We start from the raw sequence: 21,193 nt of genomic DNA on the forward strand, positions 1-21,193 counted from the left end.
TTATGGCAGCAAGGGGCTTTTCTCCTTGCTGCCGACGGATTTTAAGCCGGATTGCTCAACTCAAAGTAATCGACAACAATACCAAACTCTTCGCGAATAGCCTCCCCCAACAACTGCACACCGTAGCGCTCAGTTGCATGATGCCCAGCCGCCACATAGGTGACCGCCTGTTCTCGGGCACTGTGAGTTGTTTGTTCTGAAATTTCCCCACTGATATACACATCCACGCCAAGGTCTGCAGCATTATCAATAAAACCTTGGGCACCTCCTGTACACCAGGCAACAGTTTCCAGATTTTCCCGCCCTCCAGAGACAATCAAAGGTGCCCGACTTAAACAATGACTCACATGCTCGTTTAATTGAGAAACCGTCATAGGATTGGGTAGCTTTCCATACCAGAGAAGATTGGGTGTTCCTGCGGCAGTATGTTGCCCCTCAACGATCAGTCCAAGTTTCTTAGCCAGGCCTGCGTTATTGCCAAATTCCGGATGAATATCCAAAGGCAAATGGTAGGCTATCAAATTGACATCATTTGCCAGCAGTGTCGCTAACCGGCGTTTTTTCATTCCCACAATTGAGGGGTTTTCTGATTTCCAGAAATAACCATGGTGCACAAGAACGGCATCAGCATTGACTTCAACTGCTCGATCAACCAAAGCCTGAGTAGCCGTAACTCCGCATAAAATTCTTTTGATTTCGTTCCGACCTTCCACCTGGAGCCCGTTGGGACAATAGTCCCGGACCAATTCAGGTTGCAGCCACTCATTTAGTCTGTTTAAAAGCACCTCGCGTTGAACCAATTCTTTCCTCCCACACCACTTATATCAGTATCTAGCAAAATCTTTGGTCATTATGGCAAACTTGCCTGTATCCACAAGCAACGGCATGCAATATCGTAAACGAAAAAACGATTCGTGCCTCCAGATCATTTTTCCTCTATTATCTGACTTGGCAATATGTTGTTTTTAAAGAAGAACCAAGCCTGAGCCATTAGCCTTAACTATTAACTTTCCAATACTCTCCATCAGATGGCCAATATGCAAAAAAGCAGCACCCGTATTCTCATATCCATCATCATCGGGCTGTTGATCGCGCTAACCTATCTGACATGGAACCTTTACCGTCAAACCCATTCTTCACCTGTATCAGGTTTCAGCTATGCCAAGGCTGTAGAAAATGCCGCTCCCTCTGTCGTCAGCATTTACAGTCAATCTTCAGAAGTAGATGACAAAGGACTCTGGAATAACCCTCTTTTCTCCGGTTATGGCGAGCGTCTGAAGAAACCTGAACAATCAGCCCCCCGTTTAGGCTCTGGTGTCATCATTGATAAATCCGGACACATTCTGACCAACTATCATGTGGTCCGGATGACAGACAAAATCCGTGTAAGCCTGGCAAGCGGTAAGACTTCTCCGGCTACCATTGTCGCCGAAGACCCAGACAGTGATCTTGCAATTATACAGATACCAGCAGATCTGATCGCCGACACAGAAGCCTCCACATCACCCGGCATGGGGCGCCCGATCAAGACAAGCGGAGCCCAGCCCAAACCCGGAGATGTTGTGTTGGCAATAGGTAACGCTTACGGTGTGGGTCAGGCGGTGACACAAGGGATCGTCAGTGGGCTCGGCAGAAGTAATTTAGGATTAGCCAATATCGAGAACTATATCCAGACCGATGTAGCCATCAATCCTGGCAGCTCAGGCGGCGCGCTAGTGAACCCCAACGGGGAGCTGATTGGTATCGTTACAGCTGTGTTTTCTACTGATGGCACTTATCAGGGAATCAGCTTTGCCATTCCTGCAGAAGTAGCTCTGAGAATCGCGGGAGAGCTTATTCGCAGCGGCAAAGTTATCAGAGGTTACCTCGGCGTGGAGATGCACGCCCTGACTCCTTATGAAGCCGATTTCTTCGGTCTGGGGAATACAAATGGAATGCTGGTAACAGGCATACATGACGGGAGCCCTGCTGAAGAGGCAGGACTAAAACCTGGAGACGTGCTTTTAAAAATCAATGGAAAAGTAGTCGCTTCCGCCACACAAGGACAACAGGCCGTGGCCATGACTCGGCCAGGAACCTCGATATCCCTGACCGTTTTCCGTCGGGGAGCTTTACTGGAAGTGAAACCTATTGCGGCCAGTCGACCCGAAGAGCATTGAGTTTACGCCAATCCTAAAGAGCCCGTCACAGATTTCAAAGCCTGCAGCAACCGGCCATTCTCATCCTGCGTTCCAACGGTGAACCTCAGACATTCGGATAGCATCGGATGAGAGCCATCAAGGCACTTGATCAGTACGCCCTGCTCCTTCAGCCCTTCAAAAACTTTCTTAGCAGAGTGCGGAAGCCTCACCAAAATAAAATTCGCTTCGCTGGGAAACACTTTGAAGGACGTATACTCCGACAACGCATTGTAGAGACTTTCACGATCCCGGCGTAACTGTTCAGTTTGCTCCAGGAGCAAATCAAAGTTTTGCAGCGCGTTCAAAGCGACAGACTGAGTAAGGCTGTTGATATTATAGGGCAGCCTCACCTTATTGAATTGCTCAATCCAGACCGGTGCCCCATATAGCATGCCAAAGCGAAGACCTGCCAGCCCAACCTTGGAAAAAGTCCTCATGATCAATACATGCTCATAGTCGTTCAGCCAGGACATATAGTCTGCATCGGTAAACGCAGTATAGGCCTCATCAATGATGACCACCCCTGGAGAAGCCTCAACAATCGCCTTCAAGGCCTTGTCGGAAAACAGGTTTCCCGTTGGGTTATTCGGCTGAGCAATAAATACCAATGACGGCTTGTGCTGCTCAATGGCTGCAACGGTTGCCTCAATATCGATCGAGTAGTCACTACTGAGCGGAACCCCAACATACTCACTACCAGTAAAGGTCGCGATCATTTTGTACATCACAAAGCTGGGTTCCAGTGACAGGATTGTACGTCCGGGACCACCCATTACCATTGCGAGAATCTGAATGATTTCGTCTGAACCATTACCGAACAATATGTCGACGGACTCATTCAGCCCGTACAATGATTTCAATGCAGCTTTAATCTTGGATGCTTCGGGATCCGGATAACGGTTAATTGCGGCGGAACTCAAAGCACCACTAACATCGCCTTTCAGGGATTCAGGAAAGTCATACGGATTTTCCATCGCATCCATTTTCAGCATACCGACTGAAGAGGCTACATGATAAGCAGAGATTGCCCGAATTTCCGGCCTTACCCAACGTTCCACTCTGCTTTCATTACTCATGATGTAGCCTCAAATAAACAAAATTATTCTGCAATTACTGTTGAACCCGGTCTTAATCTTCGATGATGCGATACTCGGCCGATCTGGCATGCGCTGTCAGCCCTTCTCCGCGAGCCAGAACAGATGCAGTTCTTCCCACCTGAGACGCACCCTCTGCAGAAAAGTGTATGATGGATGACCGTTTCTGGAAGTCATATACACCTAACGGACTGGAAAACCGGGCGGTACCTGACGTAGGCAGCACGTGATTGGGTCCAGCACAATAGTCTCCCAACGCTTCAGCGGTATAACGCCCCATAAAGATGGCACCGGCATGGCGAATACCAGATAGTAAGGACTCAGGATTCTCGACGGATAACTCCAAGTGTTCAGGAGCAATCTGATTAACGACCTCAACCGCTTCGTCCAGATCCCTGACCTTTATCAATGCACCCCGGGCTGAAAGGCTGGCGTCGATAATGTCACGCCGCTCCATTTCAGGCAGCAGTTTTTCCACAGAGGCTTTTACTGACTCCAGATAATTCTCATCGGTAGAAATCAGGATCGATTGAGCATCCTGGTCATGCTCCGCCTGGGAAAACAGGTCCATGGCAATCCAATCAGGGTCAGTCTTACCATCGCACACTACACATATTTCCGAGGGTCCGGCAATCATATCGATACCTACCGCCCCAAACACAATCCGCTTGGCGGTTGCCACGTAGATATTTCCCGGCCCCACAATTTTATCGACTCTGGGAACAGACTCAGTTCCATATGCCAAAGCACCGACAGCTTGCGCCCCACCAATCGTGAACACCTGATCCACCCCTGCGACAGCGGCAGCAGCCAACACCAGTGAATTCACTTCGCCTCCCGGAGTGGGCACTGTCATGATAATTTCACCTACCCCGGCGACCTTGGCCGGTATAGCGTTCATCAGGACAGAAGAAGGATAAGCGGCTTTCCCTCCAGGCACATAAATACCGACACGATCCAGCGGAGTCACTTTCTGACCAAGAACAGTACCGTCTGCTTCCGTGTATTGCCAGGAAGTCTGGGCCTGCCTGTCATGATAATCCCTTATCCGCTGTGCGGCTTCACGCAGAGCCTCCTGCTCTTTGGCTGGCAATGATTCCAGAGCCGCCTGCAGCCTATCACGGGATATCTGTAAATCAGCCATGGACGAAACAGCCATTCTGTCAAAGCGATTGGTATACTCCACAACAGCTTCATCACCACGCCGCCTGACATGCCCCAGGATATCTTCCACCGCATGATTCACATTAGCGTTAGCCTCTTCTTCAAAAGCCAATAGATTTTTCAGCTCTTGCTGAAAGTCAGTTTGACGAGTATCGAGTTCACGCATTTGAGATTCCTGGTTTTTTTTAATCAACAGCTTTAATTTTCTAGAGGCTGACCTTTACATTCACTTCAAATGAATCCAGGCGAACACGAAGGTTCGCCCTTACAAGGTCTCAGCCTCACTCAACCGCTTCAGCGATCAAATCAACAATTGGCTGGATCAACTTATGCTTCATTTTCATTGAAGCACTATTAGCGATCAGTCGGGAGCTGACATGACAAATAAGATCTCGAGCTTCCAAGCCGTTTGCCTTCAGCGTATTACCGGTATCCACAATATCAACGATTTCATCGGCCAACCCCATCAAGGGAGCCAGTTCCATTCCACCGTATAACTTAATGATGTCAGCCTGAATACCACGGCCGGCGTAATATCGCTTGGCGATATTCACAAATTTTGTAGCGACTTTGATTCGCCCGGTTTTTGGTTCAGCACCTTTTATCGCGGCGGTCATCAATCGACATGTAGCGATTTTCAGATCTAAAGGCTCATGAAGGCCTTCGGAACCATGTTCCATCAGAACATCTTTTCCTGCCACACCCAGATCGGCGACGCCGTGTTGAACATATGTCGGCACATCAGTCGCCCGCAAAACGACCAACTTGACGTTCTCTTTGTTGGTTCCAAATATGAGCTTACGGCTTTTCTTTAAATCCTCTTCCGGCTCAATTCCGGCAGCCGCCAGTAAAGGCAAGGTGTCGTCGAGAATTCTACCTTTGGACAACGCAATCGTAATATTTGAATTCATGACCCGTTTCAACTATTGCGGGGGAGCTTACGTCCCCAGAATTTGACGGGTGAGCGAGCTATAGCCCACAACACCCTTGCGGTAATTTAGCGGTTACCCTGGCAAACGCCTGATCTTACCACCCAACAACTGCACCTTTTCTTCAATGCACTCGTAGCCGCGGTCGATATGATAAATACGATCCACAACGGTGTCACCAGTAGCAACCAGTCCGGCGATGACCAGACTTGCAGAGGCTCTTAAGTCTGTCGCCATTACCGGCGCACCCGCCAGTATTGGAACCCCTTCAGTAATGGCAGTATTGCCTTCCAGACGAATCTTCGCTCCCATCCGGATCAACTCATGCACATGCATAAATCTATTTTCAAACACTGTTTCAGTCACCGCACCAGTGCCTTCTGCGACAGCATTCAAAGTCACGAACTGGGCTTGCATATCGGTTGGAAACGCAGGATATGGAGCGGTACGAATACTAACCGCTTTGGGTGCATTCCCTTTCATATCAAGCTCTATCCAGTTGCTTCCGGTATTGATATGGGCTCCTGCTTCTTCCAATTTCAGCAATACTGCCTCAAGCAAATCTTCACGAGTGTCCTTCAGTTTGACGCGCCCTCGTGTAGCAGCTGCAGCCACAAGATAGGTACCTGTTTCAACTCGATCAGGGAGCACATCATAGTGACAGCCGTGCAGTCGTTTGACCCCATTAATTTCGATCGTGGAAGAACCATGACCTTTAATATCGGCGCCCATTTTAATCAGACACTCAGCCAGGTCGATGACCTCAGGCTCACGGGCAGCATTTTCGATAATGGTCTTACCATCCGCCAGAGTCGCAGCCATCAGGATGTTTTCAGTCCCGGTAACGGTGACTGTATCCATGTAGATATGCGCACCTTTCAGTCGACCATCAACCTTCGCCTTGATATACCCACCTTCAACAACGACTTCCGCCCCCATGGCTTCCAGTCCCCGGATATGAAGATCCACCGGCCTGCTTCCAATCGCACATCCGCCGGGAAGCGACACTTCAGCCTGCCCAAAGTGGGCGACCATCGGCCCCAACACCAGTATGGATGCGCGCATGGTCTTCACCAGCTCGTAGGGTGCCGTCAGATGTTTTATGGTGTTAGCGCGCACTTCAATACTCATTTTTTCATCAATGAGTAATTCCACCCCCATACGACCCAACAATTCGATCATCGTGGTAATGTCATTCAGGTGCGGCAGGTTGCCAACAGTAACCGGCTCATCGGCCAGGAGCGTGGCAGCTAGAATTGGCAAGGCAGCATTTTTAGCGCCGGATATACGGATTTCCCCGCTCAGTGGCTTACCGCCATTGATCAGTAATTTGTCCATGCGTTTTACCTGGTTGTCATGATCCCGGAGATCCCGGAATTATTGATTGATTTCAGACCATTCTGACGGCGTATAGGTTTTGATTGACACCGCATGAACAGTACCATCAACAATCAAATCATTAATACAACCGTATACTGCCTGCTGTTTTTTGACAGGAGAAAGCCCCGCAAACCGTTCGCCAACGGCAACCACTTCATAGTGATAGCCGTCTCCGGATACCTGTACATCACAGTCTGGAAGTTTCTCTTGCAGAATTGTTTGCAGCTCTTCAGGCGACATTCGATACAACCTCAAAGGAATTTTTTACAGGCGCGCAATTCTACCCTATTGCGGGCATGGCACCCAAATTAATCCGCTGTATGAAATGAATTAATGGGATTATTGGAAAGGAATTAATGAGCTTATTGAATAGGAAGCACTGTATCAATGCCGCTCACACGGGCAACTTCAAACATCTTGCCAGACAATCCGGTGACTCCCACTTCAATGTGATTTTTCTCAGTAAAAGCAATCCAGCGCAACAAAACCGATAGCAGTACACTATGAGCATTCTCCACACCGGAAACATCAATACTGACCTTCTTTTCAGAGCGGGCGCCATTGGACAAATAGCACTCCCCCTCATGCATTACATCGACACAGTTATCGAAATCAATGTGCCCGGACAAGGATAACCTGCCACCTTCATGGCTGGAGGCATCAGCATCCCAGGAGACCTGGTAGTCAGGCATATCAGGCAACTCCTCTGGCTATGGCAACCATTTACTGCTGATCCTCTTCTTTAGCGCCATTTTTAACTTCATCCTCATCCAAGTGGCTGGACCAGTTGGATACAACCTGATCAATATTGCCATTGTATTGAGCATACTGCTGTTCAAAGCGGTCCCTGAATGCCAAACCAACATTGACACCGTTGACAATGACGTTTTCCAGCAGCCACTTTTGGAGATCAGTGTTTTTATACATGGCATATATTACAGGGTACTTGCTCCCGGTAGCCGTCGTGACCTCCAGATCTACTGTGGCACGCTCTTCATCTCTGGGATTAACGTCGGCAGTTAGCACACTGATGGTAAAATCACCACTTTCAACCAGAGTTTTTCCATAGGCGTTAAACAAGCTCTTTTTGAACGCTTCCACAAAGGCATTCTTCTGATCCTTTGTCGCCTCTCGACGGTATCGCCCCATCACCCGCGCGGCAATCCGACGAAAATCAACAGAGTCAGACAAAGCAGACTCCATGACGGCATAGAATTTTTCGGGATCTTCATCATAAGTCCCGCGCTCCTTTTCCAGCTTATTAACAAGGAACTCAGTACTGTCTTCGACGGTCTTCCTCACCTCTCCAGCGATGTCAGCCCGCGCACAAAATGCCACCAACAACATGATGACCAAACTAAATTTGCTCATTGCTTGCTTCATATGCAATTCCAAAAAACGATTCCCATGAATTGAGGACGCCTGTTATGACTCTAACTCATCATAAAAAGTTCATGAATGCGTAGTTATAACTTGCTGGTGGCGAAATCACTGATCAGTTTCTCCAGATTCAGTGCGCTCTGAGTACTATCAAAAAAGTCTCCTGGCTCCAGAGCGTCTTCATCACCACCAATGGATACGTTGATATACTTCTCACCCAACAAACCTGCGGTACTTACTACGGCAATGCTGTCCTTACTCAAATAGTCCACATTGGCGTCGATATCCATTTCCACCACGGCTTTAATGGAACGACCATCGAGATAGATATTGCTGACCCGACCAATAGTAACCCCCGCCAAAGACACTTTTCCGCGAACTCTTAGACCACCAACATCGTTAAATTCTGCATACAGTTTGTAAGTCTTCTCGGTAGGTCGCAGTGAGAGCCCACTGACTTCCAGCGCCAGCAGGAACAAGGCAGCGATACCCGCCATAATGAATAGCCCCACCGATATTTCCATTGTGCGCAATCGCATATCTAAAAATCTCCAAACATGACTGCAGTCAAAATAAAATCTAATCCCAGTACAGCAAGTGAGGAGTACACCACCGTTTTTGTCGTGGCAGCACTGATCCCCTCGGATGTCGGCACAGAATCGTATCCCTGAAATACAGCTATCCAGGTACACACCACGCCAAACACAACACTTTTGACAACTCCGTTAAGCACATCTTCCTGGAAATCTACGGCAGATTGCATATTGCCCCAGAAAGAACCTTCATACACCCCAAGCCAGTCGACACCGACCATCATGCCGCCCCATACGCCGACAACACTGAATATCATGGCCAGCAAAGGCATCGCGACAAATCCGGCAGCCAGACGCGGCGCCACAATCTGCTTAAGCGGATCCACCCCCATCATCTCCAGGCTGGAAAGTTGCTCCGTGGCTTTCATCAAACCAATTTCAGCCGTCAACGCTGAACCGGCACGACCAGCGAACAATAATGCAGTGACCACAGGCCCTAACTCGCGCACCAGAGTCAGTGCAATCATCTGCCCGATAGCCTGCTCGGAACCGTAATCGACCAGGATGTTATATCCCTGAAGCCCCAATACCATTCCGATAAACAGCCCACTGACAATGATAATCACCAAGGACAACACACCGATGGAGTGGAGCTGCTTGATAAACAGCGGCACACCTTTCCATCCGGGAACACCCGTCAATGAACGGACCAGAAACAACCCTGCCCGCCCCAGAGAAGCGACCGATAGCAGCCCTTTCTTACCTGTTCGCTGCAGAAAATCCAGCATCCTGGTCTCCTTGCAACAGATCAGCGCCATAATCCCGGGCCGGGTAGTGGAATGGCACAGGGCCGTCCGGCAGACCATTGAGAAACTGTTTCACAAACGCACTTCCTTCCTGCTTCAACTGTTCAGGCGTACCCTGCCCCATCACTTTTCCATCGGCAATAATACATAGATGATCTGTAATACTGAGTGATTCCTGAATGTCGTGAGAGACGACAATACTCGTGAGCCCCAAGGCATCATTCAACAATCGGATTAACTGCACAATGACTCCCATCGCAATGGGATCCTGTCCTGTAAAAGGCTCGTCGTACATCACCATTTCGGGGTCAAGCGCGATTGTTCTGGCCAGCGCAGCCCTCCGCGCCATGCCTCCCGAGAGTTCGCTGGGCATCAGGTCCCTGGCTCCCCGCAATCCTACGGCCTGGAGCTTCATAAGCACCAGATCCCGGATCATTTCCTCGGGTAGCTGGGTATGCACTCTCAAGGGAAAGGCGACATTTTCAAAAACCGTCAAATCAGAAAATAATGCACCGGACTGAAACAGCATCCCCATGCGTTCACGTAAGAGGTACAACTCTTTCCGTTTCAATCGGGTGACTTCCTGACCATTAACCTTAATCCGACCCTGCTCCGGCCTCAATTGGCCTCCGATCAATTTGAGCAAGGTGGTTTTACCTGTGCCACTGGGGCCCATAATTGTCGTGATTTTGCCCTTGGGTACATCGATATCAACATTATCAAAAATCAACCGATCACCGCGGGAAAACGACATTCCCCTTATTTCGACATAGTTGTCGGATGCCTGATTCATGCATTCCTCAAATATATGAAGCCAGAAGACCCCATGCGCATTGGACAACCCGCAGGCTGTTCCTGGCCGCAGGGCAAAGTTAGCAGCGCCAACTTAAAGCGCGGAATATACCAGATCGTTTATAAAAAGGCAGCCGCCAGGGTAAAACCAGTTAAAAGTGTTAACGAGCTTTCAGTTGCAGCCGGTTCCATGCGCTCTATAATACCGGACCAACCTGAACAAAAGCCTAACGGGCAACTTGTTATCTATCCAGCCATTCAAATGGGACTAATCGTTGGAATGACAGACCATAGCCACGAATACATCAAGGCTGCCATACGCACCATTGAAATTGAAGCCGAATCTGTAACCGCCCTGAAGCATCGAGTGGACGAAAACTTTGTCAAGGCCTGTGACCTGATCCTATCCTGCGAAGGCCGGGTGGTTGTTACCGGCATGGGCAAATCCGGACATATCGGAACCAAAATAGCCGCGACTCTGGCTTCCACGGGAACCCCCTCATTCTTTGTTCATCCGGGCGAAGCCAGCCACGGTGACCTGGGGATGATCACCCCAAAGGATGTTGTCCTGGCATTGTCCAATTCCGGCAACACTGCTGAAGTAGTAACCATCTTACCCCTGATCAAGCGAATGAATGCGCCCTTGATCAGCATGACCGGAAATCCGAATTCCACCATGTCCCAGATGGCTGATGTGAATCTGGATGTGAGTGTCGCCTCAGAAGCCTGCCCGCTAGGTCTGGCGCCAACCTCCAGCACTACTGCCAGCCTCGTCCTGGGGGACGCTCTGGCAATAGCTCTACTGGAAGCCCGCGGATTCTCTGCGGAAGACTTTGCCTTCTCTCACCCGGGTGGCGCACTTGGTCGACGACTGCTTTTAAAAGTGTCCGACATCATGCACTCCGGAGATCAGATACCTATTGTCAGAAGTGGCGAGACCCTCAGCAATTCATTATTGGAAATGACCCAAAAGGGATTGGGAATGACTTGCGTGGTAGATGCCGACAATAAAGTATGCGGTATATTCACTGACGGTGATTTGCGCCGCTCACTGGATAAGGCGATAGATGTGCACAACTGCCTGATTGATGAGGTTATGACAAAACAGTTCAAATCGGTCTCTAAAGACACGCTAGCCGCAGAAGCTTTGTCACAAATGCAACAAAAAGCCATTGGCGCCATGCCTGTCGTAACGGAAAGCGGCGAAGTCATAGGCGCCTTTAATATGCAGGACATGCTCCGCGCCGGCGTAATTTGATAGAGAGAAATTTGACTGATGGAAAACGACCTGAACCTGGACAGACTGTCGCAAGACCTGTTGGATAAACTGAAGCACATCAAACTCCTGGCTCTCGACGTCGACGGAATACTGAGCGATGGCACGCTCTTTTTCAGTGCTGATGGAGATGAAGTAAAAGGTTTTTCCATCCTCGACGGCCTTGGCATCAAGCTGCTGCAGGATAACGGAGTCACTGTCGCCATCATTACCGGGCGCACCTCTCCTCTCACAGCAAGAAGAGCTGCAAATCTAGGTATAAAACACATTGCACAGGGGCGGGAAGACAAAAAAACGGCACTCCTGGAACTATGCGGAGAGCTAAAACTGGAGCCCGCCGATTGTGCCTATATGGGGGATGACCTGCCTGATCTCAGCGCCATCAGGCATTGCGCCGTAGGATTTACCGTACCTAACGCGCACTGGTTTGTTCGGCAACATGCTGACCATTGCACTCAGTCTAAAGGTGGAAAAGGTGCAGTCAGAGAGGTTTGCGATATCATCCTGCATGCAAAAGGCAGACTGGAATCCACTCTTGAGGCTTACCTTTAGTTCCCCCTGGAATAGACAGACAGCCGCGACGTAGAAGGAGATCCACACCCGCAATGAAACAGGCATTAAAAAACAACATTAAACTGGTGATAGGCGCTTTAATCATTTCGGGGATCGTTCTCTATTCTATCCTCACGCCAAATACACCAGTGAGCCTGTTTCAGGAAGAACCGATGCTCGACGATGAACCGGATGCCTTTGTCACCGGAGCCGAATACAGAACCTACGATGAACGTGGCAATCTGGAGAGCGTGCTACGCAGCGAACGGGCCAAGCATTTCCCACAGACCAACATTGGCCTGCTGACAAACCCAAACCTGCAACTCTACCAGGAAGGCGAACCCAGCTGGACAGCAAAGTCCAGCGAAGGACAATTTGACGTACAGAAGGACCATGTTGTCCTGATGGGTAATGTCCAGATTCAGGGTACCGATCGCAAGGGAGAAAAGTTTTCCATGCATACAGAAAAGCTGAATTATGCGAACAAGTCCGGCTTTATCGATACCGATCAACCAGTTAAGATTACGTCCGATACCAGCGAGATTACAGCTGTCGGCATGACGGCCGACATTGCACAGAAAAAAATCATTCTTCTTTCCAAGGTAAAAGGCCAATATGTACAACCCAAGTAAGCGCCATGCCCTGCTGTTTTACCTGATGCTGGCCTTGAGTCTATTGTCCCCCTTAAGCTACGCGATCAATCTGAGCAGTAGCAGTGATGAACCGATCAAGATCCAGGCCGATCGGGCAGAACTGGATGACATAGCAGGCAAGTCAACTTATACAGGCAATGTCATCATTACCCAAGGCAAGTCCCGCCTGGAAGCCGCAAAAGTTATTCTTGTATCTGACAGCAACGGCATTAAGAGTTTTTTTGCCAGCGGTGAGCCTGCCCATCTGGTTCAGTACGATCCAGAGACAGACGTGGTCACTCAGGCATATGCACGGGAAATTCGATATGAGCGTGATGAAAATCGGGTAACCCTCAAACAGAACGCCCGCCTGGAGCAACCCAGCAGTTCCTTCCAGGGTGAAGAAATCATATATGACACGGTCAAGCGTCTGGTGACCGCAGAGTCAGCTTCAAGTGGAGAGGATACCGGCAGGGTTGAGATCATTTATCAACCGCCTAAGGCAAACCCGCAATGACCGTGTTATCTGCCCGTAATCTGGCCAAGGCTTACAAAAAGCGGCCTGTCGTCAAAGATGTCAGCGTGGAAATCAATAGCGGTGAAATTGTTGGATTACTTGGACCTAACGGGGCGGGTAAGACAACATGCTTCTACATGGTCGTGGGTTTGATACCTTGTGATAATGGTGCCATATTTATTGATAATCAGGACATTACTACCCTGCCCATGCATGGGCGGGCACGTAAGGGTATTGGATACCTGCCGCAGGAGGCTTCGGTATTTCGCAAACTCACGGTAGAAGAAAATATCTACGCTATCCTGGAAACCAGACACGACCTGAGTCGCAAGGACCGCAAGCACAAAATGGAAGAGTTGTTGCAGGAGTTCCACATCACCCATATCCGTAAAAGCCTGGGCATGAGCCTGTCAGGCGGCGAACGCCGTCGAGTGGAGATTGCTCGGGCCTTGGCAACGGAGCCGGATTTTGTCCTTCTGGATGAGCCTTTTGCAGGTGTTGATCCAATCTCAGTAAATGATATCAAGCAGATCATTGAACACCTGAAAACTCGGGGCATTGGTGTACTCATTACTGATCACAATGTTCGCGAGACCTTGGATATTTGTGAACGCGCCTATATTGTAAGTGAAGGATACATCATCGCCAGCGGCAGCCCCGCAGAGATTCTGGAAAACCAGAAAGTGCGGGAGGTATATCTGGGAGACCGATTCAAGCTTTAACGGGAATACATTCTGACTACTGGCACTCTGGTATGAGCCGGAAAAAGATGTAACCCTGTAAAAAATATAGAGAAGTACAGACTTGATCTGTACAAAAAAAGAACACTCACAATGATTTTTCAATTAATACCAAATCGGCCATTGCAGAACTTGTTTATTTATAATAGAAAGTGATACAAAATCTGTGCCTATTTTGGTGGTTAGCATTAGATGGTTATGAAAACATCATTGCAGCTGAAGCTTGGTCAACAATTGACCATGACGCCTCAACTGCAACAAGCAATCAAATTACTGCAGCTCTCAACGCTAGATCTGCAACAGGAAATTCAGCAGGCGCTTGAATCCAACCCCATGCTTGAGGTGAACGAGGACGACGAGCCCAGCAGCAATCCTCAAAATGATGAGATTACCGAGCGTTTGGTTGCCAATGCCAAGGAATCTGCATCTGAAAGCGCGTCGTCCAGCGAAGAACCATCTTATTCAGAGGACGATAACTGGAACGAATCAATTCCCAATGATCTGCCAGTCGACACCGCCTGGGATGACGTCTACCAGGGCAGCAACACCAGCTACAGCAGCGGGTCGGAGGATGATGAATTTGATTTTGAATCCAGAAATAGCAAAGGCGAAACGCTGCAGGACCACCTGCTTTGGCAGCTTAACCTGACCCCGATGTCGGACACCGACAGGGTTATCGCTATCGCCATAGTCGATGCGGTCAGTCCCGATGGCTACCTGACCCTTACCGCGGAGGAAATTCACAGCGGTCTCGAAACAGAGGGCGAGGAAGGCATTGAACTCGACGAGGTACAGGCTGTTTTAAAACGGGTGCAGCAGTTCGATCCTCCTGGTGTTGCAACCAACACCCTGCAGGAGTGTCTCCTGAACCAACTCAACCAGCTACCCAAGGATACTCCATGGCTTGGCCAGGCCAAGCTGGTGGTAAGCCACTACATCAACCTGCTGGGCAACCGCGACTACGCTCAGTTGATGCGCCGCAGCAGGTTGAAAGAAGAAGACCTTCGCCATGTACTCAAACTGATTCAGGGTTTAAACCCCAAACCTGGCCAAAGCATCCAGGAGAGCGAAACAGAATACGTGGTCCCCGACGTCATGGTTCGAAAGACCAACGGACGCTGGCTGGTCGAGCTTAACCCGGAAATTTCTCCCCGTATCAGGGTTAACCCCGGCTACGCCTCTCTGGTAAAGCGTGCTGACAGCAGCGCCGATAACACCTACCTGCGTGACCAGCTTCAGGAGGCCCGTTGGTTTATCAAAAGTCTGCAAAGCCGGAACGAAACCCTGCTGAAAGTTGCGTCACAAATTGTCGAACATCAGCAAGGATTTCTGGATTACGGAGAAGAAGCGATGAAGCCGTTGGTTTTGCACGACATCGCAGAAGCTGTTGAGATGCATGAATCAACAATCTCCCGGGTTACCACACAGAAATATATGCACACACCAAGAGGTGTGTTTGAGCTGAAGTACTTTTTCTCCAGCCATGTCAGCACAGATTCCGGAGGCGAGTGTTCGTCTACGGCAATTCGGGCTATTATCAAAAAGTTGGTGGCGGCCGAATCCCCTAAAAAGCCATTGAGCGACAGTAAAATTGCTGCTTTACTGGGAGAACAGGGAATTAATGTGGCACGCAGGACCATCGCCAAATATCGGGAGGCCCTGTCCATTCCACCTTCCAACGAACGTAAGCGACTGATTTAATGTCTGAAATAACGCCTGAAGGAGGTTATCAAATAGATCCACGTCAATTGGCCACATCCTGGATGTGATAGTATTTTCATGGAAGTGCAAAGATCGTAATGCACCCTATCTTGGCATTAGGAGCTACATATGCAAATGAATATTACCGGACATCATGTCGAACTGACTGAGCCACTGAAAGAATACGTCAAGAGCAAGTTTGACAAGCTCGAGCGACATGTCGACAACATCAGCAATGTCCAAGTCACGCTTTCAATTCAAAAGCAGCGTCAGATTGCCGAAGCAACACTGCATCTCAGTGGAGCCGACATCCATGCCAATGCTGAACATGAAGATATGTACGCCTCAATAGATGGCCTCGTAGATAAACTCGACCGACAGATATTGAAATACAAAGAAAAGAATGTAGATCGCGCACACGGTGCATCTGCACGATAAATTGATTATATGACTGATAACGCCATTACGATCGAATCGATCATTTCGCCCGCCCTGACCCGCTGTCAGGTCGCGGGCTCTTCCAAAAAGAAAGTTCTGGAATTTATAGCCCAACTGGTTGCCCAGCATTATCCCTTTCTCGACGAAAATGCCCTGTTTACCAATTTAATTTGTCGCGAAAGACTTGGCAGCACAGGAATCGGCCAGGGAATAGCTATCCCCCACTGCCGACTGGAAAACTGCGACAGAGTGATCGGTGCACTGATCACACTGAAGGAAAAAATTCCCTTTGACGCTATCGACAATGAGCCAGTAGACCTGCTGTTCGTACTCATAGTTCCTCAAGAAGCAACAAGTGAACATCTTGACCTTTTGAGCCAGCTGGCACAAAAGTTCAATGACCGTAGCTACTGTGAAAAACTGAGAAACTGTGAAGATGACCAGGGACTATTTGAGATTGCCATGGGCAGTTGACAGACTCCAGCAATAACCTCCTGTCATCGTTAAGAAAACTCTCACGGGTAGACTCAGTCAAAGAATTATCATCAGCCCCTCCACAGATCGGCAGGGAGCTGATATAAATACATAGACCATTTGAAATTTCATACGTCTTCAGCAACAGGACAGGCAATGAAGCTGATTATTGTGAGCGGCCGCTCCGGATCGGGAAAAAGTACTGCGTTACATGTTTTGGAAGACATGGGCTACTACTGCATAGACAATCTTCCGATCGGCCTGCTAGGACCTCTCACCAAAGAAGCCCTCTACGAAGGCGCAGGCCATGCTGACAAGATTGCCGTCAGCATTGACGCCCGAAACCTGTACAGAGAATTGGGTGATTTCCCTCACATATATAAACGACTGCAGTCTGAAGAGGTGGATATTGAAGTCATCTACCTGGATGCAAAGGACGAAACGCTGCTTAAACGGTTTCATGCCACTCGACGCAAGCATCCCCTCAGCAGTAAGAGCGTATCCCTGAAGGAAGCGATACAACAGGAAAAAGCCTTACTGGAACCTATCGCCTCTCTCTCCAATCTGTATATTGATACCAGCGACCTGTCACTTTATCAGCTGCGCGATCAGGTAAAGCTTCGAGTATTGGGGCGGACAGGCCAGGAACTGGCACTGCTGTTCCAGTCGTTTGGTTTCAAGCATGGAGTACCTTCGGATTCAGACTTCGTTTTCGATGTCAGATGCTTGCCCAACCCTTATTGGGACACCAGTCTTAGAAGTTTCAGGGGGACAGATCCTGAAATCATAGAGTTTCTGAAAAAGCATCCTGAAAGTGGCCAGATGGTGCAGGACATTGTATCTTTCCTGGAAACCTGGATACCTCGCTTTCAAAACAGTAACCGAACTTATATGACTGTGAGTGTAGGATGTACAGGGGGACACCATCGCTCAGTTTTCATCAGCGAACAGTTGGCGGAACATTTTCGACAGAAATATGATAACGTCCAGGTTCGCCATAAGGAGTTGGCCCAGTAATCACCATTGAACCGACCACCCAGATACCCCTTAAATAAACCTGACAGGTCTAAACCTGTTTTGACTGCTAACCAGTTTGTTGCAAATAAAGCATGATCCAGGAAAAAGTTACGATTATTAACAAGTTAGGCCTTCACGCCAGAGCAGCAGCCAAGTTTGTTGGCACAACGGGACGTTTCTCCAGCATGGTGAAAGTTTCCAAGGGGAGCCAACAGGTTGATGGTAAGAGTATTATGGCAGTTATGATGCTGGCAGCCAGCAAAGGCACAGAATTGGAATTGCACATAGATGGGCCGGATGAACAGGAAGCCTACGACGCGATAAAGTCACTGATTGACGATTATTTTGGAGAAGGAGAATAAGGCAGGAAGCCTTCCAGATAACCCTAAGCAAGCGAGCGATTCACAATCCACATGAATAAAATCAGTCAATTCACTGATTTTACTTACCTTATTCAAGTTCATAACTTACACTTTAGATACAGCTAATTTATACTGTGTCCGCATTTTCGACCTTCACTTGGTGTTAAGCCTGATTCTGGGCATGGTTGACAAGGCGAACAAGCTTTCCTGGCATACGCCCCAAAGGATGTAACCCAAGCCCGGACAATCACGATGTCGCAAACCGCTGAGAAAAACTCCACCAAAATCAGAATGCGATCTCTTTCAGAGGCGCTGGAAAGCGGTTCTCTGCAACAGGTCACCCGCATTCTGAACAGCGGCCTTTCTCCCAGCGATATCGCACACCTGCTGGAGTCCTCCCCTCCTAAAGAACGTAAGCTACTTTGGCAACTGGTAGACGATGAACTGGAAGGCGAAGTTCTTCAGTATCTGAGCGACGAGATCCGCTCTGACTTCCTCAGTGAAATGAATGCTCAGGATGTTATCGACATTGCCGAGGACTTTGAGGTTGACGATCTTGCCGACCTTCTCCAACAACTTCCTGAAGCCGTCATCAGCGAAGTACTGGATTCTATGGACAGCCAGGACCGGCAGCGTCTGGAAGAGGTTCTGTCTTATCCGGAGGATTCGGCCGGCGGCTTAATGAATACAGACATGGTCACGGTGCGCCCTGACATTACCGTGGACGTGGTACTTCGCTACCTGCGTAGCCATAAAAGCCTTCCAAACATGACCGACAGTCTGGTAGTGGTCAATCGGAAAGATATGTTCATTGGGGTATTACCGGTTACAACCTTGCTGGTGTCCAGCCTCAGCTCAACTGTTCGTGAGATCATGCGTACAGATGTCGATGGTATTCCAGCAACCCTGTCCGATCGGGAAGTCGCCTTGCTCTTCGAACGCCACGACCTGGTTTCTGCTCCAGTTATTGATTCAAGCGGTCGCCTGCTGGGAAGAATCACCATCGACGATGTGGTTGACGTTATTCGGGAAGATGCCGATCACGAAATCATGAGCATGGCGGGTCTGGACGAAGAAGAGGACATGTTTGCCCCCATCATGAAGACCGCTAAAAGTCGGGCTGTCTGGCTCGGAATAAATCTGATCACAGCCTTCCTGGCCTCTGCCGTCATCGGTATTTTTGAGGAAACCATCGCGAAAGTCGTCGCACTGGCAGTACTGATGCCAATTGTTGCCAGCATGGGCGGGATTGCCGGCAGCCAGGCACTGACTCTGGTGATCCGAGGAATGGCGACAGGAAAAGTTGCCCCGAGCAATATTCGCTGGCTGATGAACCGCGAGCTCCTGGTGGGCGCTTTCAATGGCACCCTCTGGGCGGTTGTTGTCGCAACGGCAGCCATGGTCTGGTTTAACGACATGACAATTGGCCTCCTGATCGCCTCAGCCATGCTGATTAACCTGACCGTCGCTGCATTGGCAGGTACCGCCCTGCCATTGATATTGAAAACCATGAAAGTGGACCCGGCACTGGCTGGTGGCGTCATTCTGACCACAGTAACGGATGTGGTGGGGTTTATGTCCTTCCTGGGACTGGCCACCATCGCCTACGCCTGATTTATTCCCGTTAAGCTACACCTAATTTATTCCCATTAACTTTATTCCCATTAACCAATGTCTAAATGAACTATAATAGTAATCCGCCGGTGAAATCGGCACGAACTTGTCCTACAACGAAGAGATTAAAGAGAGAGCATGCACGCTGACCACTCTGATGGAGACGACCATTACTCCGATGAGGAATATGACTTCGGCCCCAGCAAAACCAGCAAGAAGAAGGCTATGCAGGCCTTACAGGACCTGGGCAAAGAGCTTGCCCAGCTCCGGCAGGAACAGCTGGACGAATTACCCATATCAGACAGGCTGAAAGATGCCCTGATTGACTACCAGAAATTCCCCAGTCACGAGGCAAAACGCCGTCAGCTTCAGTATATTGGAAAGCTGATGCGCGACGTTGATGAGGAAGAACTGCAGCCTTATCTGGATAAATTCAGGGAAGGGTCTACCACTCAGACCGCTTTGCATCACTCGGCAGAAAGGTGGCGTGAACAGCTGTTGTCGGGAGGTAACGAAGCACTGACAGAGTTTGTAGATGAACACCCCGGTGGGGATGTACAACATTTACGTCATTTGATTCGTAATACTCAGAAGGACATAGAGCAAAACAAAAACCGGGGAGCCGCGAAAAAACTTTACCGCTATATCCGAGATATGCTGGAAGAGAACGCCTGAAACGCAGGCCCTCTTTTCCCTGAGTGGAAGGAAGGCCTGTTAAACCTGAGACAGAATAACTTTACTTGACACGCCGGTGCTGTAGTACCGGCATTTTACTTCTGACTTGATGAGCAAAGTCAGGATCGATAGTTCCTACCACCATTCCTTCACCCGCCTCTCTGCGGCATTCCAAGACACTCCCCCAGGGATCAACAAGCATGGAATGTCCGTAGGTTGTACGTGTAGAGCTGTGCTGCCCGCCCTGCCCGGCAGCCACAATATAGACTTGATTTTCAATGGCCCGCGACCTTAGAAGAGTTTCCCAGTGGGCTTCACCGGTACGATAGGTAAACGCGGCCGGTACAACCATCCAGTCAGCACCGGACTCAGAGAGTTTACGATATAGCTCCGGGAACCTCAGATCATAGCAGATCGACAAACCAACCCGACCAACCGGAGTATCCACCACAACAGCACGATCTCCAGGTTCAAACCATTGTGATTCACGGTACTGTCCATGCTGATCGTCCACGTCAACGTCAAAAAGGTGGATTTTATCGTAACGCCCGACCTCTTTTCCGTCCGCATCAATCACCCAGCAAGCGGACCGCACTCGATTCTCAACCGTGCTGCCGTCCGGACGCACGGAGCAAGGCAAAGATCCGGCAATTATCCATATCCCATGGGAACGTGCGAGCCCCCTTAAAAACTGTCTGACCTGACCATCGGGCGAAGACTCTTTCCGCCCCAATTCAATCGAGCTGTAGCTATCCAGCATGGAGAAGTTCTCCGGCAGCACCACGACCTTCACGCCCTGTGCTGCAGCCTCTCCAACCCAATAAGCCACCCGCTCCAGATTGAAGGCGATATCTTTACCACTGACCAGTTGAATTGCGGCAACTTTACCCCTTGCCACAGGGCTTGTTGATGCTTTTGTCTCGATATTCTGACTCAT

General features: G+C 49.3%; 25 protein-coding genes. 13 read left to right on the forward strand and 12 right to left on the reverse strand.

Going from position 1 to position 21,193, the window contains the following annotated elements:
• Nucleotides 1–41 precede the first annotated feature (41 nt).
• Nucleotides 42–800, reverse strand: a complete 759-nt coding sequence (locus BTA51_RS25635; RefSeq protein WP_094711938.1) for a Nif3-like dinuclear metal center hexameric protein — start codon at nucleotides 798–800, stop codon at nucleotides 42–44.
• A 237-nt stretch (nucleotides 801–1,037) separates the two neighbouring features.
• On the opposite strand from BTA51_RS25635, the gene BTA51_RS25640 reads away from it, so the two are divergent.
• Nucleotides 1,038–2,159 (forward strand): S1C family serine protease, encoded by a 1,122-nt coding sequence (locus BTA51_RS25640; protein WP_246841195.1) that lies wholly within the window; start codon nucleotides 1,038–1,040, stop codon nucleotides 2,157–2,159.
• 2 nt (nucleotides 2,160–2,161) lie between these two features.
• Here BTA51_RS25640 and hisC read toward each other — a convergent pair whose 3' ends face one another.
• The 10 genes from hisC to BTA51_RS25690 all read right to left on the reverse strand — a co-directional run bounded on the left by hisC (nucleotide 2,162) and on the right by BTA51_RS25690 (nucleotide 10,259).
• Complete coding sequence (hisC, locus tag BTA51_RS25645; protein ID WP_094711939.1) at nucleotides 2,162–3,256, reverse strand: histidinol-phosphate transaminase; 1,095 nt, start codon at nucleotides 3,254–3,256, stop codon at nucleotides 2,162–2,164.
• Between the two features lie 52 nt (nucleotides 3,257–3,308).
• Entirely contained in the window at nucleotides 3,309–4,604 is a 1,296-nt protein-coding gene (hisD, locus tag BTA51_RS25650; RefSeq protein WP_094711940.1) for a histidinol dehydrogenase, read from the reverse strand.
• A gap of 115 nt (nucleotides 4,605–4,719) precedes the next feature.
• Nucleotides 4,720–5,349, reverse strand: coding sequence for an ATP phosphoribosyltransferase (gene hisG, locus BTA51_RS25655; RefSeq protein ID WP_094711941.1), 630 nt, complete (start codon nucleotides 5,347–5,349; stop codon nucleotides 4,720–4,722).
• 93 nt (nucleotides 5,350–5,442) lie between these two features.
• Nucleotides 5,443–6,705: a UDP-N-acetylglucosamine 1-carboxyvinyltransferase gene (gene murA, locus BTA51_RS25660; protein WP_094711942.1), complete on the reverse strand. Its 1,263-nt coding sequence runs from the start codon at nucleotides 6,703–6,705 to the stop codon at nucleotides 5,443–5,445.
• A gap of 39 nt (nucleotides 6,706–6,744) precedes the next feature.
• Nucleotides 6,745–6,987 (reverse strand): BolA family protein, encoded by a 243-nt coding sequence (locus BTA51_RS25665; protein ID WP_094711943.1) that lies wholly within the window; start codon nucleotides 6,985–6,987, stop codon nucleotides 6,745–6,747.
• A 122-nt stretch (nucleotides 6,988–7,109) separates the two neighbouring features.
• Nucleotides 7,110–7,439 (reverse strand): lipid asymmetry maintenance protein MlaB, encoded by a 330-nt coding sequence (locus BTA51_RS25670; RefSeq protein WP_094711944.1) that lies wholly within the window; start codon nucleotides 7,437–7,439, stop codon nucleotides 7,110–7,112.
• Nucleotides 7,440–7,470: 31 nt separating this feature from the next.
• The gene (locus BTA51_RS25675) at nucleotides 7,471–8,118 is read right to left on the reverse strand and encodes a phospholipid-binding protein MlaC (protein ID WP_246841196.1); all 648 of its coding nucleotides are present in this window, start codon (nucleotides 8,116–8,118) and stop codon (nucleotides 7,471–7,473) included.
• Between the two features lie 95 nt (nucleotides 8,119–8,213).
• Nucleotides 8,214–8,666, reverse strand: coding sequence for an outer membrane lipid asymmetry maintenance protein MlaD (gene mlaD, locus BTA51_RS25680; RefSeq protein WP_094711946.1), 453 nt, complete (start codon nucleotides 8,664–8,666; stop codon nucleotides 8,214–8,216).
• A gap of 2 nt (nucleotides 8,667–8,668) precedes the next feature.
• Nucleotides 8,669–9,448 (reverse strand): lipid asymmetry maintenance ABC transporter permease subunit MlaE, encoded by a 780-nt coding sequence (gene mlaE / locus BTA51_RS25685; protein WP_094711947.1) that lies wholly within the window; start codon nucleotides 9,446–9,448, stop codon nucleotides 8,669–8,671.
• Nucleotides 9,420–10,259 (reverse strand): ATP-binding cassette domain-containing protein, encoded by an 840-nt coding sequence (locus tag BTA51_RS25690; protein ID WP_094711948.1) that lies wholly within the window; start codon nucleotides 10,257–10,259, stop codon nucleotides 9,420–9,422. The genes mlaE and BTA51_RS25690 overlap by 29 nt, the downstream gene beginning before the upstream one ends.
• A 279-nt stretch (nucleotides 10,260–10,538) precedes the next feature.
• On the opposite strand from BTA51_RS25690, the gene BTA51_RS25695 reads away from it, so the two are divergent.
• The 12 genes from BTA51_RS25695 (at nucleotide 10,539) to yjgA (ending at nucleotide 20,256) form a co-directional block, all read left to right on the forward strand.
• Entirely contained in the window at nucleotides 10,539–11,516 is a 978-nt protein-coding gene (locus BTA51_RS25695) for a KpsF/GutQ family sugar-phosphate isomerase (protein ID WP_094711983.1), read from the forward strand.
• Between the two features lie 18 nt (nucleotides 11,517–11,534).
• A complete protein-coding gene (locus tag BTA51_RS25700; RefSeq protein WP_094711949.1) occupies nucleotides 11,535–12,086 on the forward strand; it encodes an HAD family hydrolase in 552 nt (183 codons plus the stop codon).
• 53 nt (nucleotides 12,087–12,139) lie between these two features.
• The gene (gene lptC / locus BTA51_RS25705) at nucleotides 12,140–12,718 is read left to right on the forward strand and encodes an LPS export ABC transporter periplasmic protein LptC (protein ID WP_094711950.1); all 579 of its coding nucleotides are present in this window, start codon (nucleotides 12,140–12,142) and stop codon (nucleotides 12,716–12,718) included.
• Nucleotides 12,702–13,235: a lipopolysaccharide transport periplasmic protein LptA gene (gene lptA / locus BTA51_RS25710; protein ID WP_094711951.1), complete on the forward strand. Its 534-nt coding sequence runs from the start codon at nucleotides 12,702–12,704 to the stop codon at nucleotides 13,233–13,235. The genes lptC and lptA overlap by 17 nt, the downstream gene beginning before the upstream one ends.
• The gene (gene lptB / locus BTA51_RS25715) at nucleotides 13,232–13,957 is read left to right on the forward strand and encodes an LPS export ABC transporter ATP-binding protein (RefSeq protein ID WP_094711952.1); all 726 of its coding nucleotides are present in this window, start codon (nucleotides 13,232–13,234) and stop codon (nucleotides 13,955–13,957) included. Before lptA ends, lptB begins: the two co-directional genes overlap by 4 nt.
• Nucleotides 13,958–14,173: 216 nt before the next feature.
• A complete protein-coding gene (locus BTA51_RS25720; RefSeq protein WP_094711984.1) occupies nucleotides 14,174–15,676 on the forward strand; it encodes an RNA polymerase factor sigma-54 in 1,503 nt (500 codons plus the stop codon).
• A 129-nt stretch (nucleotides 15,677–15,805) separates the two neighbouring features.
• Nucleotides 15,806–16,114: a ribosome hibernation-promoting factor, HPF/YfiA family gene (gene hpf / locus BTA51_RS25725; protein ID WP_094711953.1), complete on the forward strand. Its 309-nt coding sequence runs from the start codon at nucleotides 15,806–15,808 to the stop codon at nucleotides 16,112–16,114.
• Nucleotides 16,115–16,123: 9 nt separating this feature from the next.
• Entirely contained in the window at nucleotides 16,124–16,588 is a 465-nt protein-coding gene (gene ptsN / locus BTA51_RS25730; RefSeq protein WP_094711954.1) for a PTS IIA-like nitrogen regulatory protein PtsN, read from the forward strand.
• A gap of 156 nt (nucleotides 16,589–16,744) precedes the next feature.
• Nucleotides 16,745–17,605 carry an RNase adapter RapZ gene (gene rapZ, locus BTA51_RS25735; RefSeq protein WP_094711955.1) on the forward strand — a complete coding sequence of 287 codons (861 nt, stop codon included), beginning with the start codon at nucleotides 16,745–16,747 and terminating at the stop codon, nucleotides 17,603–17,605.
• A 92-nt stretch (nucleotides 17,606–17,697) separates the two neighbouring features.
• Entirely contained in the window at nucleotides 17,698–17,967 is a 270-nt protein-coding gene (locus BTA51_RS25740; RefSeq protein ID WP_094711956.1) for an HPr family phosphocarrier protein, read from the forward strand.
• Nucleotides 17,968–18,219: 252 nt separating this feature from the next.
• The gene (gene mgtE, locus BTA51_RS25745) at nucleotides 18,220–19,581 is read left to right on the forward strand and encodes a magnesium transporter (RefSeq protein ID WP_094711957.1); all 1,362 of its coding nucleotides are present in this window, start codon (nucleotides 18,220–18,222) and stop codon (nucleotides 19,579–19,581) included.
• Between the two features lie 138 nt (nucleotides 19,582–19,719).
• The gene (gene yjgA, locus BTA51_RS25750) at nucleotides 19,720–20,256 is read left to right on the forward strand and encodes a ribosome biogenesis factor YjgA (protein WP_094711958.1); all 537 of its coding nucleotides are present in this window, start codon (nucleotides 19,720–19,722) and stop codon (nucleotides 20,254–20,256) included.
• A 61-nt stretch (nucleotides 20,257–20,317) separates the two neighbouring features.
• Here yjgA and BTA51_RS25755 read toward each other — a convergent pair whose 3' ends face one another.
• The gene (locus tag BTA51_RS25755) at nucleotides 20,318–21,193 is read right to left on the reverse strand and encodes a carbon-nitrogen hydrolase family protein (RefSeq protein ID WP_094711959.1); all 876 of its coding nucleotides are present in this window, start codon (nucleotides 21,191–21,193) and stop codon (nucleotides 20,318–20,320) included.

Origin of the sequence: Hahella sp. CCB-MM4, assembly GCF_002260525.1 — a bacterium.
Taxonomy (GTDB): Bacteria; Pseudomonadota; Gammaproteobacteria; order Pseudomonadales; family Oleiphilaceae; genus Hahella.

What these genes read in the sequence shown, in the direction of transcription:
- BTA51_RS25640 (WP_246841195.1), top strand. Translation starts at nt 1,038, where the DNA reads ATGCAAAAAAGCAGCACCCGTATTCTCATATCCATCATCATCGGGCTG.
- hisC (WP_094711939.1), bottom strand. Translation starts at nt 3,256, where the DNA reads ATGAGTAATGAAAGCAGAGTGGAACGTTGGGTAAGGCCGGAAATTCGG.
- hisD (WP_094711940.1), bottom strand. Translation starts at nt 4,604, where the DNA reads ATGCGTGAACTCGATACTCGTCAAACTGACTTTCAGCAAGAGCTGAAA.
- hisG (WP_094711941.1), bottom strand. Translation starts at nt 5,349, where the DNA reads ATGAATTCAAATATTACGATTGCGTTGTCCAAAGGTAGAATTCTCGAC.
- murA (WP_094711942.1), bottom strand. Translation starts at nt 6,705, where the DNA reads ATGGACAAATTACTGATCAATGGCGGTAAGCCACTGAGCGGGGAAATC.
- BTA51_RS25665 (WP_094711943.1), bottom strand. Translation starts at nt 6,987, where the DNA reads ATGTCGCCTGAAGAGCTGCAAACAATTCTGCAAGAGAAACTTCCAGAC.
- BTA51_RS25670 (WP_094711944.1), bottom strand. Translation starts at nt 7,439, where the DNA reads ATGCCTGACTACCAGGTCTCCTGGGATGCTGATGCCTCCAGCCATGAA.
- BTA51_RS25675 (WP_246841196.1), bottom strand. Translation starts at nt 8,118, where the DNA reads ATGAGCAAATTTAGTTTGGTCATCATGTTGTTGGTGGCATTTTGTGCG.
- mlaD (WP_094711946.1), bottom strand. Translation starts at nt 8,666, where the DNA reads ATGCGATTGCGCACAATGGAAATATCGGTGGGGCTATTCATTATGGCG.
- mlaE (WP_094711947.1), bottom strand. Translation starts at nt 9,448, where the DNA reads ATGCTGGATTTTCTGCAGCGAACAGGTAAGAAAGGGCTGCTATCGGTC.
- BTA51_RS25690 (WP_094711948.1), bottom strand. Translation starts at nt 10,259, where the DNA reads ATGAATCAGGCATCCGACAACTATGTCGAAATAAGGGGAATGTCGTTT.
- BTA51_RS25695 (WP_094711983.1), top strand. Translation starts at nt 10,539, where the DNA reads ATGACAGACCATAGCCACGAATACATCAAGGCTGCCATACGCACCATT.
- BTA51_RS25700 (WP_094711949.1), top strand. Translation starts at nt 11,535, where the DNA reads ATGGAAAACGACCTGAACCTGGACAGACTGTCGCAAGACCTGTTGGAT.
- lptC (WP_094711950.1), top strand. Translation starts at nt 12,140, where the DNA reads ATGAAACAGGCATTAAAAAACAACATTAAACTGGTGATAGGCGCTTTA.
- lptA (WP_094711951.1), top strand. Translation starts at nt 12,702, where the DNA reads ATGTACAACCCAAGTAAGCGCCATGCCCTGCTGTTTTACCTGATGCTG.
- lptB (WP_094711952.1), top strand. Translation starts at nt 13,232, where the DNA reads ATGACCGTGTTATCTGCCCGTAATCTGGCCAAGGCTTACAAAAAGCGG.
- BTA51_RS25720 (WP_094711984.1), top strand. Translation starts at nt 14,174, where the DNA reads ATGAAAACATCATTGCAGCTGAAGCTTGGTCAACAATTGACCATGACG.
- hpf (WP_094711953.1), top strand. Translation starts at nt 15,806, where the DNA reads ATGCAAATGAATATTACCGGACATCATGTCGAACTGACTGAGCCACTG.
- ptsN (WP_094711954.1), top strand. Translation starts at nt 16,124, where the DNA reads ATGACTGATAACGCCATTACGATCGAATCGATCATTTCGCCCGCCCTG.
- rapZ (WP_094711955.1), top strand. Translation starts at nt 16,745, where the DNA reads ATGAAGCTGATTATTGTGAGCGGCCGCTCCGGATCGGGAAAAAGTACT.
- BTA51_RS25740 (WP_094711956.1), top strand. Translation starts at nt 17,698, where the DNA reads ATGATCCAGGAAAAAGTTACGATTATTAACAAGTTAGGCCTTCACGCC.
- mgtE (WP_094711957.1), top strand. Translation starts at nt 18,220, where the DNA reads ATGTCGCAAACCGCTGAGAAAAACTCCACCAAAATCAGAATGCGATCT.
- yjgA (WP_094711958.1), top strand. Translation starts at nt 19,720, where the DNA reads ATGCACGCTGACCACTCTGATGGAGACGACCATTACTCCGATGAGGAA.
- BTA51_RS25755 (WP_094711959.1), bottom strand. Translation starts at nt 21,193, where the DNA reads ATGAGTCAGAATATCGAGACAAAAGCATCAACAAGCCCTGTGGCAAGG.